Source organism: Streptomyces olivaceoviridis (genome assembly GCF_014650115.1).
In the GTDB taxonomy this organism is placed as follows: domain Bacteria; phylum Actinomycetota; class Actinomycetes; order Streptomycetales; family Streptomycetaceae; genus Streptomyces; species Streptomyces olivaceoviridis.
Map to the genome: position 1 here is coordinate 790,818 of NZ_BMUI01000001.1, position 14,771 is coordinate 805,588.

A 14,771-nucleotide genomic window follows, 5' to 3' on the forward strand; every position below is an offset into this window, starting at 1 on the left:
CAGGCTCGATCGGCGTGCCGGTCAGCTAGGAGAGCCCATGTACGACGAAGAGCAGCACCCCGAGCACGGCCCCCTCGCCGGGTTCACCGTGGGCGTCACCGCCGCGCGCCGGGCCGAGGAGCTGGGCGCCCTGCTCCAGCGGCGCGGCGCCACCGTTGTGCACGCCCCCGCCCTGCGGATCGTGCCGCTCGCGGACGACGGCGAACTGCTCGCCGCCACGAAGGAGCTCATCGACCAGGTGCCGGACGTCGTGGTCGCCACCACGGCGATCGGCTTCCGCGGCTGGGTCGAGGCCGCCGACGGCTGGGGCCTGGGCGAACAGTTGCTGGGCCGGCTGCGCGGGGTCCGCCTGCTGGCCCGCGGCCCCAAGGTGAAGGGCGCGATCCGCGCGGCGGGACTCACCGAGGAATGGTCGCCCACCTCGGAATCCCTGGCCGAGGTGCTCGACCGCCTCCTGGAGGAGGGCGTCGAGGGCGACCGCGTCGCCGTACAGCTCCACGGCGAGCCCCTGCCCGGCTTCGTGGAGTCGCTGCGGGCCGCCGGGGCGGAAGTGGTGCCCGTCCCGGTCTACCGCTGGATGCCCCCCGAGGACCTCAGCCCGCTCGACCGCCTCCTGGACGCGGCCGTCACCCGTGGCGTGGACGCCCTCACCTTCACCAGCGCCCCCGCCGCGGCCTCCCTCCTGTCCCGCGCCGAGGACCGCGGCCTGCTGGACGACCTGCTGGCCGCCCTGGCCCACGACGTCCTGCCGGCCTGTGTGGGACCGGTCACCGCGATCCCCCTCCAGGCCCGCGGGGTGGACACGGTCCAGCCGGAACGCTTCCGCCTCGGCCCGCTGGTCCAGCTCCTGTGCCAGGAACTCCCGGCCCGCGCCCGTTCCCTGCCCGTCGCCGGGCACCGGATGGAGATCCGCGGCCACGCGGTCCTGGTCGACGGCGACCTCAAGCCGGTCCCCCCGGCCGGCATGTCCCTCCTGCGCGCCCTGGCCCGCCGCCCCGGCTGGGTCGTCCCCCGCGCCGACCTCCTGCGCGCGCTGCCGGGCGCGGGCCGCGACGAACACGCCGTCGAGACGGCGATGGCCCGCCTCCGCACGGCCCTCGGCACACCGAAGCTGATCCAGACGGTGGTGAAGCGGGGCTACCGCCTGGCCCTGGACCCGGCGGCGGACGCGAAGTACGCGGACGCGTGAGGGGTCGCGCCGCTCAGCCGACGCCGGCCGCTCCCTGACCGCCCACCTCGAACCACAGCAGTTTCCCCGCGCCCCGGTCCAGCGGGCTGTCCGCCAGGGACAGGCCGCCCCAGGAGTCGGCGTACTCCTGCACGAGGTGCAGTCCGCGCCCTGCCTCGGCGTCCACCGGAGCCGCCGGAACACGGTCCCAGGGGGGGATCCCCGAAAGGCGCCGGGACGCGCGGGTGGCTGTCCCAGACGCCGACCCGCAGCCGGCCGTCCGCGACGGCGGTGACCCGGAGGGAGGCGGGGCCGGCGGTGTGCCGGTAGGCGTTGCCGACCAGCTCGGACGTCAGCAGTTCGACGGCGTCGAGGACTTCGTGTCTGCCGTGCCCGTTCAGCACGGCCCGTACGGTCATGCGTGCGACGCGTGCCGCGCGGGGATCATGCGGCAGCCGAAGGGCGTACACCCAGGTGTCGGGCAGGGATACGGTGCCCATGAAGACCTCCGGTGAGAGAAGGGAACGGGCTCGCTCAACTGGTCACGCCGGGCGGTGGCTCTGCCTGGGGAGGTGCGCTTCCGGCTTATGGGCGCGGTGAGTTGAGGAGTACGTCGTAACCGTAGGGCAGATGGTTAGATGCATCTAACGAAACTGGCTAGATGCGTCCATGCTTCACTCGTGTGAGGGAGCGCAACGCCGCTTCGCGGCCGGGAAGGAGACGTCGTGCCGCCCACCAACAGCCCTACGCTGCGGCAGCGAAGGCTGGGTGCAGAGCTGCGAAAACTGCGGGAGCGGGCGGGACTCACCGCCACCGGTGCCGCCGAACTGCTCGGCGTCAACCAATCGCGTGTCAGCATGATCGAAACCGGCCGCACGCCCATCAGCGCGGACCGGCTGCGCTCCATGGCGCACGTCTACGACTGCTCGGACGAAGCCCTCATCGACGCCCTCGCCGCGATGACGGGACGACGCGCCCGTGGCTGGTGGGAGGAGTACCGCGACCACCTGCCGGCCGCACTGGTCGACCTGGCCGAACTGGAACACCACGCCTCCGGGTTGCGGGTGGCACTTGTGATCCATATCCCGGCACTTCTGCAGACCACCGATCACGCCCGCGCCATCTTGCAGTCGGCAGCCCCGCCGATGCGGCAGTACGAGATCGAACACCGTCTCACACACCGCATGAAGCGGCAGGGCGTGCTGCACAGGACGGATCCCCCGCCATACACGGCGATCATCCACGAATCGGCGCTCCGCATGAACTTCGGTGGCCCGGCCGTAGCCCGGGGGCAGCTCAAGCACCTGCTCGACATGAGCGAACTCCCGCACGTCACCGTGCGCGTCATCACCTTCGGAGCGGACGACTTCCCGACCACCGGCCAGCCCTTCGACTATGTCGAGGGCCCCGTCCCACAGCTCGACACCGTTCAGCTGGACTCGCATCACGGCGCCTGTGAATTCATCGACGCCGAGGCTCCGCTGAACAAGTACCGGGCTGTGCTGAACCGGATGGAGTCCTGCGCGCTCAATCCCGCCGAGACGCGTGACTTCATCCATCACCGCATCCAGAACCTGTAAGGAGAAACCATGCCGACCCTCCACTGGCGGAAGTCCACCTACAGCTCCGACGGATCGAACTGCGTGGAGATAGCCACCACCCCCACCGCCATCCACATCCGCGACTCCAAAACCCCCACCGACCGCCACCTCACCCTCGCTCCCTCCACCTGGGTGGAGTTCCTGCCGTACGCGACGCAAGCCGAATCCTCGGCCGCTTCGCGCTGACGGTTTCCAGAAGCGGAAACCAGGGACCCTTGCCGAGCGCCCCACTCGGTGGAGACGATCAGTCGTGATAGTCGTCCCACAGACGCACTGATCAGGAAGGCTGTCCGTGACAACCTCATCTAGCCGTTCCCTGACGGACTACCTTCGATTCGAGCTGTCCTGGGGATACCGACGGAACATGACCGTCGGCGAGGAGTTCTTCATCCTCGACATCACGGAGCGAGACAACCCGATCCCTGACGCGCCCGACTTCTGGATGTTCGACGACAGGGCGGTCGGCGTGATGGCGTACGACGGTACCGGGAAGTACCTGGGAAGTGAATTCCTGAGCGACGAAGACCGGCTGGCTGACTTCCGGTACTACCGGAACACCGCGCTCGCGCATGCCGTACCGTTCACGGACTGGTGGGCACAGCACGCAGAGTGAACAGAGCTGAGCTCGGATCCGCGCTGCGGGCGCTACGGCAGGCATCCAGCAAGGAGGCCAGAGCCATCGCCCGCAGCGCGGCCATGTCCGCTTCGAAGCTGTCGAAGATCGAGAACGGCAGTGTCATGCCGAGCGTCGTGGACGTGGAGCACATCCTCACCGCCATAGGGGTGTCCGAAGACGTAAAGGCCGAGTACATGTCGGTTGCTCGGGCAGCAGCGACCGAGGCGACGGCATGGCGCCTTTACCGGCGGCTCGGGTATCACCGGAAACAGCAGCAGATCCAGGCGATCGAGTCCCGCACGACGCTGCTCCGGCTCTTTCAGCCGACGCTGGTCCCCGGCCTGTTGCAGACGCCGGAATACGTGCGGGCAGTACTCGGACGCAAGCAGCTCACCCCGGACCAACTGGCGCGTGCAGTGGGGGCACGCCTGGCACGACAGAGCATCCTGTACGAGCCGGGAAGGCAACTGCGTTTCATCGTCACGGAGTCCGTGCTGCGGTGGCGAATCCTCTCGCCTCTGATGATGGCCGGGCAACTCGACAGGCTGATCTCGGTCTCCCGGCTCCCAGGGGTCGACCTCCGAGTTGTGCCGTTGTCCGCGCGACAGACCGACTTCGCCAATCACTCCTTCTCCATCAAGGACGATCGCATGGTGACGGTTGAAACCGTCCATGCGGAGCTGGCAGTGACCGATCCGCGAGACGTTGCTCTCTACATCGATAAGTTCGAGGGATTCACAGCGGTCGCACTTTCCGGCGATGCCATGCACGGCATGCTGGAAAGCATCCGGGACGAGTTCTTGCGAGAACAGGAAACCAGCTAGGCCGGCGCACCTGATCTGTCGAATATGGACCGCGAAGAGCGGCTCATCGGCCGCCATCACGATCAGGAGGCACGCTGATGCAGAACGGAATCGATCTGTACGCCCTCGACATCAACGCCGTGGACTTCGTCCAGGCGTGCGGCGGGCCCTGCACCGAAGGGTGCGTGGTGCTCGCCCGTATCGGAGAGGGCGCCTGGGCCCTCGGTGACAGCAAGCGGCCGGAGCTGGAGCCGTTGCGGTTCACCTCGGCGGAGCTGGAGGCGGCCGGCATCGACCCGGCGCGCTTCGGCCTCGGCGTCTGATCCCCTCCGTCGGCCGGGCCGCTCTGCGTCCGGCCCGGCCGGCGCTTCTGGCAACGGGAACGGCTGATGCACCACCACGGCTATCTCTGGACCGGTCCGAAGGAGCGCTTCGACACCGAGGCCCTACGGCGGCCCCCGCATCCGGAACCCCCTCCGCCGCCGGGCCCCGAGGACCCGGCGGCAGAGCGGCTGTTCCGGCGCTACCGTGACGTCGCGAGCGAGTTCCCCCTCGTGGATCTGCCGCCGCTGGAAACGGCGTACTGGCTCGTCAAGCCGCGTTCGCTGATCCGTGGCAGCTGGGACGAGGCCACGGACGCGGCGGTCTGGCTGGGGGAACGGCTCGCCGAGTTCGCACCCCGGTTCGCCAACGGCTGGGAGCGTGACAGCGGCCGGCTGGCCGCCCTGGTCGATTCCGCCGTCGAGCGGCTGCGCTCCGGTGGGGACGTGTCGGTCGGGGCCTACCTGGAGCACCCCTCGTTCCTGTCGCTGGCCGTCGTGACCTGTTCCCCGAACCTCGGTCTCCGCCACCTCCCCTGCCCCGCGGCGCCGGGAGCGGCGCAAGCCTCTGGAACTCCTCAAGTTGTTTGAAGAGGGCGGCTCACGGCGGTCACCCTGGTGCGTATGAAGGGATTCGCGGGGTTCGGCAAGAAGCAGGATCTGGTGTTGGTCATCCGGGACTCCGACCTGGTCGCGGCGGCGCTGCGGGAGGCGTTGGACGGAGCCCCGGAGGAGGAGCGGGCGGGGCTGGAGCGGGCGGTCGCGCTCGTCGGGGCCACCGCCGGCGCCAGTGAGGGACGGCTGCGGGCCGACTGGGTCCGCGCCAGGCTGGCCGACGTCGGGTTCACCGGGGACCTCGCCTCCGTCGCCGCCGTGAAGGCGCTGCGCCAGGCCGAGCCCGGTCTGAGCCTGCTGGCGGCGGTGCAGTTGCAGAAGGACGCCGTGGCCCACCAGGAGTAGGGGCTTCCGGTCAGCCGGCCGGGGTCGCCTCCGGGACCGGGGGGCGCTCGGCCGGCGGTGCCGCCACCCCGCCCGTGCGGCGGAGCTTCTGCCAGCGCAGTCGGCCGCCGGTGAGGGCGGTGATCCAGGACTGGAGCAGGACGACGTACATCAGTTGGCGGTAGAGCAGCTGTTGGAGGGGGAGGGTGAGGAGCGGGGTGAGGGGTTCGCGGTCCAGGTGGAAGGCGTACGCCGCGCAGAGCGCCTGCACGGCCAGGACCGCGCACCAGGCCAGGATCGTCTTGCCCGTCGGGCCGAAGACCAGGCCGTAGACCAGGAAGAGGTCGATCAGGGGGGCGAGGAGCGGGGCCACGACCATGAAGAGCGAGACGAGGGGCAGGCCCACACGGCCGAAGCGGCCCGACGGGCCCCGGTCGAACAGCGCGCGGCGGTGCTTCCAGATGGCCTGCATGGTGCCGTACGACCAGCGGTAGCGCTGGGACCACAGCTGCTGGACCGACTCGGGCGCCTCCGTCCAGGCGCGGGCCTTCTCGGCGTACACCACGCGCCAGCCGTCGCGGTGCAGGGCCATCGTGACGTCGGTGTCCTCGGCGAGCGTGTCGTCGCTCATGCCGCCGACCCGGCGCAGGGCCGAGCGGCGGAACGCCCCGACCGCACCCGGGATCGTCGGCATGCAGCGCAGGATGTCGTACATGCGGCGGTCGAGGTTGAAGCCCATCACGTACTCGATGTGCTGCCACGCGCCGATGAGCCGGTTCTTGTTGCCGACCTTGGCGTTGCCGGCGACGGCGCCGACGCGCGGGTCGGCGAAGGGCTGGACGAGTTCGCGGACGGTGGCCGGTTCGAAGACGGTGTCGCCGTCCATCATCACGACCAGCTCGTGACGGGCGTTCGCCAGACCCCGGTTGAGCGCGGCCGGCTTGCCCGCGTTGGCCTGGCGGATCACCCGTACGTCCGGCAGGTCCAGCGCCTCGACGATGTCGGCCGTGCCGTCCGCCGAGCCGTCGTCGATGACCAGCACTTCGATGGGGTGCTCGCTGCGCATGAGCGAACGGACCGTGTTCTCGATGCACTTGGCCTCGTTGTACGCCGGCACCAGCACCGACACCGGCTCGGTGACCGGCTCCCCGCCCCAGCGGAAACCGGGGCGCCGGGTGCGGCGGGCGTGCGCGCCGGACAGCAGCAGCATCAGGCCGAAGCGGGCGAAGACGAGGCAGCCGACGACGGCGAGACCGGCGACGAGGACCGTGGTGATGTCGTCGGACGCCTTCACCAGGAAGATCCAGGCCCTCCCCTTCCACAGGTCGAGGCCGGTGACCGGAGTGTCGGCGCTCGGGGCCCGCAGCGCTCCGGTGAGGGTCTGGAAGGTGTAGCCCTGCTGCTGGAGCCGGGGCAGGAGACGGTCGAGCGCCTGGACGGTCTGGTGCCGGTCGCCGCCCGAGTCGTGCATGAGGACGACCGCGCCCCGGCCGCCGTGGGGCGTGGCGTTGCGGATGATCCGCCCGACGCCCGGCTTGCGCCAGTCCTCGCTGTCGGTGTCGTCCACGACCGTGAGGTAGCCCCGGCTGCCGATGTACCGCGTCACCGGCCAGGACCGGTTGTCGATGGCGTCGGCGGAGGAGGAGTACGGCGGCCGGAACAGCGAGCTGCGGATACCGGCCGCCCCGGCGAGCGCCAGCTGGTTCTGCGACAGCTCCCAGTCGATGCGCTTCGTGGAGTGGTACGACAGGTCGGGGTGGCCGAAGGTGTGCAGGCCGACCTCGTGGCCCTCGGCGACCATGCGCCGGACCAGCTCGGGGTGGCGGGAGGTCATGGTGCCGGTGACGAAGAAGACCGCGTGCGCGTGGTGCTTCTTCAGCACGTCGAGCACCTTCGGGGTCCAGGTCGGGTCGGGGCCGTCGTCGAAGGTGAGGACGATGCGGTGGTCGGGTATGCGCAGGCTGTCGCTGCGACCGTCGCGCGTGTCGATGACCGGGCCGCCGTCCAGGATGCGCTGCGGAACCCTGTCGTGCGCCGCGGAGGGCCGGATGCGGTGGTCGGCGAGGATCTCGTTGTGCACGTAGCCGCGCAGCATGAGCATCGCCAGGGTCGCCACCAGGACCAGGAGGGGGAGCAGGTAGCGCAGCGGCAGCCGGGTACGGCGGCGGGGGTGTGAGGCCATCTGGGGGTGTTCCGCCTGGTCGTCAGAGGGAGAGCTTGGGGTGCGGGCGCCGGGTGTGACCGGGCGGGGTGTGGGTACGGCCCGACGGGGTCGGCGTGGGTGCCGGAGCCGTGGCGGTGGCGGTGCCGGTGGCGGACGGTGCCGGGGACACGTCGGTGGCCGGGGCCGACGGGGTCGGCGAACCGGTGGTGCCGGCGTCGGCGGCGGGCGCGGAGGCGGTGCCGCCGTCCGGCCCGGTGGACGCGGAGGCGTCGGCGCCGGCGGGCGCTCCGCTGCCCGGTACGGCCGTGCCGCCCGCCTCTGCGCCGACGACGGGTGCGGTCACCGTGCCGGCTCCCGGCGGGGTCGGGGTCGTGGAGACGCTGGGCAGCGGCGAGGTGTGCACCTTGCCGGCCGGCTTGTCCTCGTGCTGGCCCGGCACCGGCAGCCAGGGGGCGGCGGAGTTGCCGGACAGCAGGGTGGCGACGATGACGGCGGCGTAACCGGCACACGCGACGGCCACGGCCACGCCGAGCCGACGGAACCGGCGGCTGCGACGGCCCGACTCGTCCACGAAGACCGGCCCGTCCGAGCCACGGGTGTCGCGTACGGCCGACTCCGCGCCCACAGCGCCGAGTTGTACGTCACCCAGCTCGATGGTCTCGTCCTGCGGGGCGGAAGCGGGGGCGGGGGCGGGGGCGGGGGAAGGTGCCGGGGCGTCTGCGGCGCCGTCGGAGGTCTCGGAGGGCTCCTTCACTGCGGCGGGGTCGACCTGGTCGGCCGGCTCGGCGGGCATGCCGGGTCCAGCGGCGACGGGCTCGGCAGACTCGGCGGACGCACCCGGTCCGGCCGGGTCGGCGGTCTTGCCGGCTTCGGCGGACTCCGCCGACGTGCCGGGCTCGACGGGTTCCGCGGGCTCGGCCGCTTCAGCGGGCCGCTCCGCTTCGGCGGACGCCTCGGATTCGGCGCGCGCCTCGGTCCCGGCGGGCTGCCCGGGTTCGGCGGAGTCGCCCGGCTCACCGAGCCCGGCGGACCCAGCCGACTCGGCCACCGTCTCAACAGCCTCCGAAGCCTCGCCGGACTCGACGGCAACGTCGGCACCAGAGTTCGCGACAGCCCTCGAAACGTCACCACCGGCATCGGCACCGGCGCCGGAGTCGGCGACAGCCCCCGCGTCCGAATTCATCCGCTCGTCGCCCCCGCCCACCGGCTCACCGCGCCCCGTGGACGCCACCTCTCGCCCCTCAGGTTGGGCGTCTTCAGGACACTTTTTCACGCGCGTTCATCCCCCCACGGGACAGTTCCGGGCGCGCTCACGATCCGGGCACCCGTCGACCGGACCAGGCCCCCACCCGGCCCGAGCGCCCCCACTACCACCCTGTGCCCGGGCCAAGAATGTAACGCACGCGAAGGGGTGCTGCGCGCCGGGCCGGCACGGGCGCCCGCCCGTCGCCACCCGTCACACGCCGTTCATCACCTCTTCATCCATGGCGGGAATCCATCCATCGACGGGCCGCCGCAGCCACCCCTCCACCCGTGCGATCTCGGCCACCGCCTTCCGCAGCGCGGTCAACCCGGGATGTACCAGGCCCTTCCGCCAGACCAGGGAGACGGGCGACAGCGGGACGGGGTCGACGAGGGGCCGTCGTACCGTCCCGGGCATGGGCGGGAAGTCCACGACGGCCAGCACCGGATTGCGGGTCTTCGCCATGATGCGGCCGAACTCCTCGTCACCGACGGCCAGGGGGGACGGCGGGGCGAGCCGGACGGCGCGGTCCTGGAAGAGGCGCCGGGCCAGGTCGGTCCACTCCCGGGTGCGCGGGTTGCCGGCACCGGCGTACACCGTCTCGCCGGCCAAAGCCGACAGCGGCACCCGCGCCGACGCGGCCAGCGGATGGTCCTCGGGCAGCACGACGGCCATCGGCTCGTACCGCACCGGCCGCTGCTCCAGACCGGAACGGAGCGCCGGGTCGAGGCCGGCGAACCGGCCGAAGGAGACGTCCAGACGGCCGGCGAGCAACTCCGCGGCGGCTCCGGTGAGGCCGCTCTCGTAGCGGGCCATCAGCTCGCAGTCGGGGGCGAGTTCGCGGGCCCGGTGCAGTACGCGGCGGCCGGTGGCCAGGCCCGGTGAGTTGAGGTCGACCAGCAGCGGGCGGGCCTGGCCGGCGGAGAACGCGGCGAGCAGGTCGTCCTGGGCGGCGAGGACCCGGCGCGCGTGCGGCAGCAGGCGTTCGCCGTCCCGGGTCAGCGTGACCTGCCGGGTGGTCCGTACGAACAGCTCGGCGCCCAGCTCCCGTTCCAGCCGCCGTACGTCCCGGCTGAGCGCCTGCTGGGCGACGTACAGCCGGGCCGCCGCCCGGGTGAAGTGCAGTTCCTCGGCGACGGCGACGAAGGCACGCAGCAGGCGGGGGTCTATGGGGGCGGCGGGGGCGGACATGGCGGCGAATTTACAACGAGAGCGCGTGGATCGGGTCGCGGAAGGTGTTGGACCTGCTGATCCACTCCGGGCGACTGTTGGGCCATGCCCCAAGAGACCACCCAAGACGCTCAGGACAGCCGAATAGACGGCGAGGGAGGTCAGGCCGGCGGATACCGCCGCTTGTTCCGTCTCCCCGGCACCCGTGCCTTCACCGCCGGCAACCTCCTCGCCCGCCTGCCGATGGGCATGTTCAGCGTGAGCGCGGTCGTGATGATCGCCGGTTCCCGTGGCTCGTACGCCCTCGCCGGTGCCGTCACCGCGACGGGGCTCGCGGCGACCGCGCTGGCCGGCCCCTGGCTCGCCCGGCTGGTCGACCGGCACGGGCAGGCCCGGGTCGCGCTGCCGGCCACGGTCGTGTCCGTGCTGGGCAGCCTCGCGCTGCTGCTGTGCGTCCGCTACGACGCCCCGGACTGGACCCTGTTCGCCGCCTACGCCGGCACCGCGGCCACCCCCAACACCGGCGGCCTGTCCCGCGCCCGCTGGGCCCATCTGCTGCGGGACGAGCCCGGGGCGCTGCACACCGCGAACGCGTTCGAGCAGGCCGCGGACGAGCTGTGCTTCATGCTCGGGCCGGTGCTCGCGTCCTTCCTGACCGGCACGTTCTTCCCGGAGGCGGGCACGCTCACCGGGGCGCTGCTGCTGCTCGCCGGCATGCTGCTGTTCCTCGCCCAGCGGGCGACCGAGCCGCCGCCGACGCCCCGCTCGCAGGGGCCCTCGCCGCTGCGCAGCCCGGGTGTCCCGCCCCTGCTGGCCTGCTTCACCGCGACCGGCGCCGTGTTCGGTTCCATGGAGGTCGTCACGATCGCCTACGCCGACGCGCAGGGGCACCGCGCGGCGGCCGGTGCCGTGCTCGCGCTCCAGGCGGCGGGCTCGTGCGCGGCGGGGCTGGTGTACGGGGCGCGGAAGCCGGCGGGGGTGCGCTTCTCCTGGTGTCTGGCGGCCATGGCCGGGCTCATGACGCTGCCCTGGCTCGCGGCCACCACCCGGTCCCTGCCGGCGCTGGCGGGTGCGCTGCTGGTGGCAGGGATGGCGACGGCGCCGACCATGGTGACGGCGATGACGCTGGTGCAGCGGCGCACCCCGGGCGACCGGCTCAACGAGGGGATGAGCCTGATGGTGACGGGGTTGCTCGCCGGTATCGCGTGCGGTTCGGCGACGGGCGGCTGGGCGGCGGAACACCTCTCCCCCACCACCGCGTACGCCGTACCGGTGGCCGCCGCCGCCCTCGCCCTCGGCGTGGCCACGCTCACCCGCGCCGACAGGGCCACCCCATGACAGAGGCCCCGCCGCTCGGAAGCGACGGGGCCTTTGCCCACATGGGGTCGACCCCCGAAGGGGCCTCGTGGAGATGGCGGGAATCGAACCCGCGTCCAACGGTGCGGAATCAGGGCTTCTCCGTGTGCAGTCCGCTGCGATTTTCTCGGCCCCGGAGATCACGCGGACAAGTCTCCGACGGGCTCAGTCACTGTTTGATTTCCCTCTACACCCCGTGACCGGGTCTAGAGGTTTAGTTCCCTAGCTGATGCCAGGATCCGGGTCGGGAACAGCCCCGGGCTGACACTTCGCAAGTCGCTACTTAGGCAGCGAGGGCGAAGGAATCGCGCTTGGTGTTGGCGATTATTTTTTGCGACATATGGTTTACGAGATCATTGCCGCTTCCTCGACACGCTTCCCCTGCTTCGACAGCCGCTGTCGAAACCGATCATCCCCATGTTGCTGTGTTTAATTAACAACAGTTCAATCCCTCCCGGAGGAGGGTTCGCGCACCCTCTGTGGAGTGCGCTGCCATCGTACGTGACCAACGCCCGACGATGCCAGCCTATTCCCGTCGGCCCGTCGGCCCGTCGGCCCGTCGGCCCGTCGGCCGGTCGGCCGGCTAGACGCCGCGCTGCCTGCGCTTCGCCGCCGCGATGGCCCGGTCCGCCTCCCGCCGGTCCTGATGCTCCCGCAGCGTCTGCCGCTTGTCGTACTCCTTCTTGCCCCGCGCGAGCGCGATCTCGGCCTTCGCCCGGCCGTCCTTGAAGTAGATGGCGAGGGGCACGATCGTGTGTCCCGTCTCCTGGGACTTCGACTCCAGCTTGTCGATCTCCTCGCGGTGCAGGAGCAGCTTGCGCTTGCGGCGCGCGGAGTGGTTGGTCCAGCTGCCCTGGTGATACTCGGGGATGTGGGCGTTGTGCAGCCACGCCTCGCCCCGGTCGATCTGGACGAAGCCGTCGGTCAGCGAGGTCCGTCCCTCGCGCAGCGACTTGACCTCCGTGCCGCTGAGCACGAGCCCGGCCTCGTAGGTGTCGATGATCGCGTAGTCGTGCCGGGCCTTCTTGTTCTGGGCGACGATCTTGCGCTTGCCGCCCTTCTCGCCGTCCCTGCCTTTGGCGGCCCCGCCGCCCTGCTTGGGCTGGGACTCCTTCGGTACGTACATTCCCTTGTTCATAGTGCCCACCATTTTCGCACCACACAGGGGGTGTGCGTACAGCCGATTACGGCTGGCTACGAGGGGTCGCCCAGCCCGGTGAGGACGGTCCGCGCCCGGGACAGGGCCTGCCCCGGCCCCGCCTCCAGGTCGGGGGTGATGCCCCGGCCGTCCACGGTGCGGCCGGAGGGGGTGCGGTAGTGGCCGACGGTCAGCTCGGCCACCGAGCCGTCGGGCAGCTCGGTCGGCATCTGGATCGAGCCCTTGCCGAAGGTGCGGGAGCCGATCACCACCGCGCGGCCCCGGTCCTGGAGGGCGCCGGTGAGCAGCTCGGCCGCGCTCATGGTGCCGCCGTCGACGAGGACGACCAGGGGACGGGTGGTGTCGCCCCCGGAGGCGGCGTGCAGGGCGCGCTGGGCGCCGTCGACGTCGTAGGTGGCGACCAGGCCGCCGTCCAGGAAGGCGGAGGCGGTGTCCACGGCCTCGGTGACCAGGCCGCCGGAGTTGCCCCGCAGGTCCAGCACGGTCCGGCCGTCGGCGGGGGCGGCGCGCAGCGCCTCGCGGACCGCGTCGGCCGAACCCTTGGTGAACGCGGCGATCTTGAGCACGGTGACGCCGTCGGACAGCCGGCGCACGGTCACGGAGTCGGTGGACAGCCGGGCCCGGTGCAGGGTCTCGGTCCACGCGCGCGTGCCGCGCTCCAGACCGAGGGTGACCGTCGTACCGGCCGGGCCGTCATCGCTGTCGCCGCGCAGCGCGTCGCCGCGGAGCCGGGCGACCACCTCGGTCACCGGCCACCCCTCGACCTTCTTCCCGTCGACGCTGCGCAACCGGTCGCCCGCCCGGATCCCGGCGTCGGCGGCGGGCGAGCCGGACCGCACCCGGGTGACCTCGATCCCGCCGTCCGCCTCCTGCCGCGCCCACAGGCCGACACCGGTGTACCGGCCGTCGAGCGCGTCCTGGAACTCCTCGTACTCGCCCTCGGAGTAGACCGCGGCCCAGCGGTCCCCGCTGCGGCTGACGGCCCTTTCCGCCGCCTCCATCGGGGACTTGCCGTCGGCCAGCGCCTCCGCGGCGGCCCTCTCGACGGCCTCGTGCCGGGCCGCCGGGCCGGCGGCGGCCTTCCGCGCGGGAGGGTCGGATTCCGGGAAGGAACCGGTGGCGGCACCGGCGATCAGCACACCGGCGAAGACCAATGTCAGGGTGGCCCCACGGCGGACGCGGCGGGGCTGACAGAACGGGTCATGGCCTGACATGGCGGCGAGTCTAGGGCAACGCGAAGGGGCCGTACGGCCGGATGCCCGTACGACCCCGTTGGCGTGCGTCACACCTTCAGATACTTGCGCAGCGCGAAGAACGCGGCGAGCGACGGCATCAGGACACTGGTGGCGAGGATCAGCGGCAGCTTGGTCAACACCGCGTCCCAGCCCACGAAGTTGATGAGCGTGAGCTTGTGGGACAGCTCCATGCCGTGGTCGATGGTGAAGTACCGGCCGACGACGAGCGCCACGCAGGCGAGGCCGCCGCCGATGAGTCCGGCGACCGCGGCCTCGGCGATGAACGGCGCCTGGATGTAGAAGCCCGAGGCACCGACCAGGCGCATGATCCCGGTTTCCCGCCGTCGGCTGAACGCCGAGACGCGCACGGTGTTGACGATCAGCAGGAGCGCGACGATCAGCATCATCGCCATCACGCCGAGCGCGCCCCGGTTCATCAGGTTCAGCAGCTGGAAGAGGTTGTCCAGGATGCCCTTCTGGTCCTGCACCGACTGCACGCCGTCCCGCCCGTTGAACGCGGACGCGATCACCTGGTACTTCTGCGGGTCCTTGAGCTTGATCCGGTACGACTCCTGCATCTGGTCCGGCGTCAGCGAGCCGGCCAGCGGGGAGTTGCCGAACTGCTCCTTGTAGTGCTTGTACGCCTCGTCCTGCGACTCGTAGGTCACCTTCTCGACGACCGGCATCTTGTCCAGGTCCACGAGGATCTGCTTCTTCTGGTCCTCGGTGACCGCGCCCTTGGCGCAGTGGACGTCGTTCTCCGCGTCGTGCTTGTTGCACAGGAAGATCGAGACGTTGACCTTGTCGTACCAGTAGCCCTTCATGGTGCTCACCTGGTCGCTCATCAGCAGCGAGCCGCCGAACAGGGCCAGGGACAGGGCGACGGAGACGATGACGGCGAAGGTCATCGTCAGATTGCGGCGGAGACCGACACCGATCTCCGACAGGACGAACTGGGCGCGCATGGCGGGTTCTTCAGGCCTTTCCGGAACTGGAT

General features: G+C 71.2%; 15 protein-coding genes, 1 other RNA gene and 1 pseudogene. 9 read left to right on the forward strand and 8 right to left on the reverse strand.

What is annotated here, in order from left to right; genetic code table 11:
* Positions 1 to 37 precede the first annotated feature (37 nt).
* Complete coding sequence (locus IE273_RS03595; protein ID WP_189813623.1) at positions 38 to 1,189, forward strand: uroporphyrinogen-III synthase; 1,152 nt, start codon at positions 38 to 40, stop codon at positions 1,187 to 1,189.
* A 13-nt stretch (positions 1,190 to 1,202) separates the two neighbouring features.
* On the opposite strand, the gene IE273_RS44895 is transcribed toward IE273_RS03595, so the two are convergent.
* Positions 1,203 to 1,355 (reverse strand): ATP-binding protein, encoded by a 153-nt coding sequence (locus IE273_RS44895; RefSeq protein ID WP_308437023.1) that lies wholly within the window; start codon positions 1,353 to 1,355, stop codon positions 1,203 to 1,205.
* Positions 1,356 to 1,893: 538 nt separating this feature from the next.
* Between IE273_RS44895 and IE273_RS03605 the strand changes: the two genes are divergently transcribed.
* The 7 genes and pseudogenes from IE273_RS03605 to IE273_RS03635 all read left to right on the forward strand — a co-directional run bounded on the left by IE273_RS03605 (position 1,894) and on the right by IE273_RS03635 (position 5,468).
* Complete coding sequence (locus tag IE273_RS03605) at positions 1,894 to 2,748, forward strand: helix-turn-helix domain-containing protein (protein WP_189813624.1); 855 nt, start codon at positions 1,894 to 1,896, stop codon at positions 2,746 to 2,748.
* 9 nt (positions 2,749 to 2,757) lie between these two features.
* A complete protein-coding gene (locus IE273_RS03610; RefSeq protein ID WP_189813625.1) occupies positions 2,758 to 2,955 on the forward strand; it encodes a DUF397 domain-containing protein in 198 nt (65 codons plus the stop codon).
* A gap of 121 nt (positions 2,956 to 3,076) precedes the next feature.
* A pseudogene (locus IE273_RS03615) lies at positions 3,077 to 3,382 on the forward strand (DUF6879 family protein); the annotation flags it as partial.
* Complete coding sequence (locus IE273_RS03620; RefSeq protein ID WP_189813627.1) at positions 3,379 to 4,209, forward strand: helix-turn-helix domain-containing protein; 831 nt, start codon at positions 3,379 to 3,381, stop codon at positions 4,207 to 4,209. The pseudogene IE273_RS03615 and the gene IE273_RS03620, both read left to right, overlap by 4 nt.
* 77 nt (positions 4,210 to 4,286) lie before the next feature.
* The gene (locus IE273_RS03625) at positions 4,287 to 4,511 is read left to right on the forward strand and encodes a DUF397 domain-containing protein (protein ID WP_189813628.1); all 225 of its coding nucleotides are present in this window, start codon (positions 4,287 to 4,289) and stop codon (positions 4,509 to 4,511) included.
* Between the two features lie 66 nt (positions 4,512 to 4,577).
* Complete coding sequence (locus IE273_RS03630; protein ID WP_189813629.1) at positions 4,578 to 5,099, forward strand: hypothetical protein; 522 nt, start codon at positions 4,578 to 4,580, stop codon at positions 5,097 to 5,099.
* A 33-nt stretch (positions 5,100 to 5,132) separates the two neighbouring features.
* The gene (locus tag IE273_RS03635) at positions 5,133 to 5,468 is read left to right on the forward strand and encodes a hypothetical protein (RefSeq protein WP_189813630.1); all 336 of its coding nucleotides are present in this window, start codon (positions 5,133 to 5,135) and stop codon (positions 5,466 to 5,468) included.
* 10 nt (positions 5,469 to 5,478) lie between these two features.
* Here the strand turns inward: IE273_RS03635 and IE273_RS03640 are convergent, their stop codons facing one another.
* The 3 genes from IE273_RS03640 to IE273_RS03650 form a co-directional block, all read right to left on the reverse strand.
* Positions 5,479 to 7,629: a bifunctional polysaccharide deacetylase/glycosyltransferase family 2 protein gene (locus IE273_RS03640; RefSeq protein WP_189813631.1), complete on the reverse strand. Its 2,151-nt coding sequence runs from the start codon at positions 7,627 to 7,629 to the stop codon at positions 5,479 to 5,481.
* Between the two features lie 22 nt (positions 7,630 to 7,651).
* The gene (locus tag IE273_RS03645) at positions 7,652 to 8,659 is read right to left on the reverse strand and encodes a hypothetical protein (protein WP_268257488.1); all 1,008 of its coding nucleotides are present in this window, start codon (positions 8,657 to 8,659) and stop codon (positions 7,652 to 7,654) included.
* Between the two features lie 408 nt (positions 8,660 to 9,067).
* Positions 9,068 to 10,045: a LysR family transcriptional regulator gene (locus IE273_RS03650; protein ID WP_189813632.1), complete on the reverse strand. Its 978-nt coding sequence runs from the start codon at positions 10,043 to 10,045 to the stop codon at positions 9,068 to 9,070.
* Positions 10,046 to 10,129: 84 nt separating this feature from the next.
* On the opposite strand from IE273_RS03650, the gene IE273_RS03655 reads away from it, so the two are divergent.
* Positions 10,130 to 11,362 (forward strand): MFS transporter, encoded by a 1,233-nt coding sequence (locus IE273_RS03655; RefSeq protein WP_373309290.1) that lies wholly within the window; start codon positions 10,130 to 10,132, stop codon positions 11,360 to 11,362.
* A 65-nt stretch (positions 11,363 to 11,427) separates the two neighbouring features.
* Here the strand turns inward: IE273_RS03655 and ssrA are convergent.
* The 4 genes from ssrA to ftsX form a co-directional block, all read right to left on the reverse strand.
* Positions 11,428 to 11,797, reverse strand: a transfer-messenger RNA (tmRNA) gene (ssrA, locus tag IE273_RS03660).
* A 166-nt stretch (positions 11,798 to 11,963) separates the two neighbouring features.
* Positions 11,964 to 12,506, reverse strand: coding sequence for an SsrA-binding protein SmpB (gene smpB / locus IE273_RS03665; protein ID WP_229887063.1), 543 nt, complete (start codon positions 12,504 to 12,506; stop codon positions 11,964 to 11,966).
* A gap of 68 nt (positions 12,507 to 12,574) precedes the next feature.
* Positions 12,575 to 13,753, reverse strand: coding sequence for a S41 family peptidase (locus IE273_RS03670; protein ID WP_189813634.1), 1,179 nt, complete (start codon positions 13,751 to 13,753; stop codon positions 12,575 to 12,577).
* Positions 13,754 to 13,821: 68 nt separating this feature from the next.
* On the reverse strand, positions 13,822 to 14,739 hold the full coding sequence (gene ftsX / locus IE273_RS03675) for a permease-like cell division protein FtsX (RefSeq protein ID WP_189813635.1): 918 nt from the start codon (positions 14,737 to 14,739) through the stop codon (positions 13,822 to 13,824).
* Positions 14,740 to 14,771 lie beyond the last annotated feature (32 nt).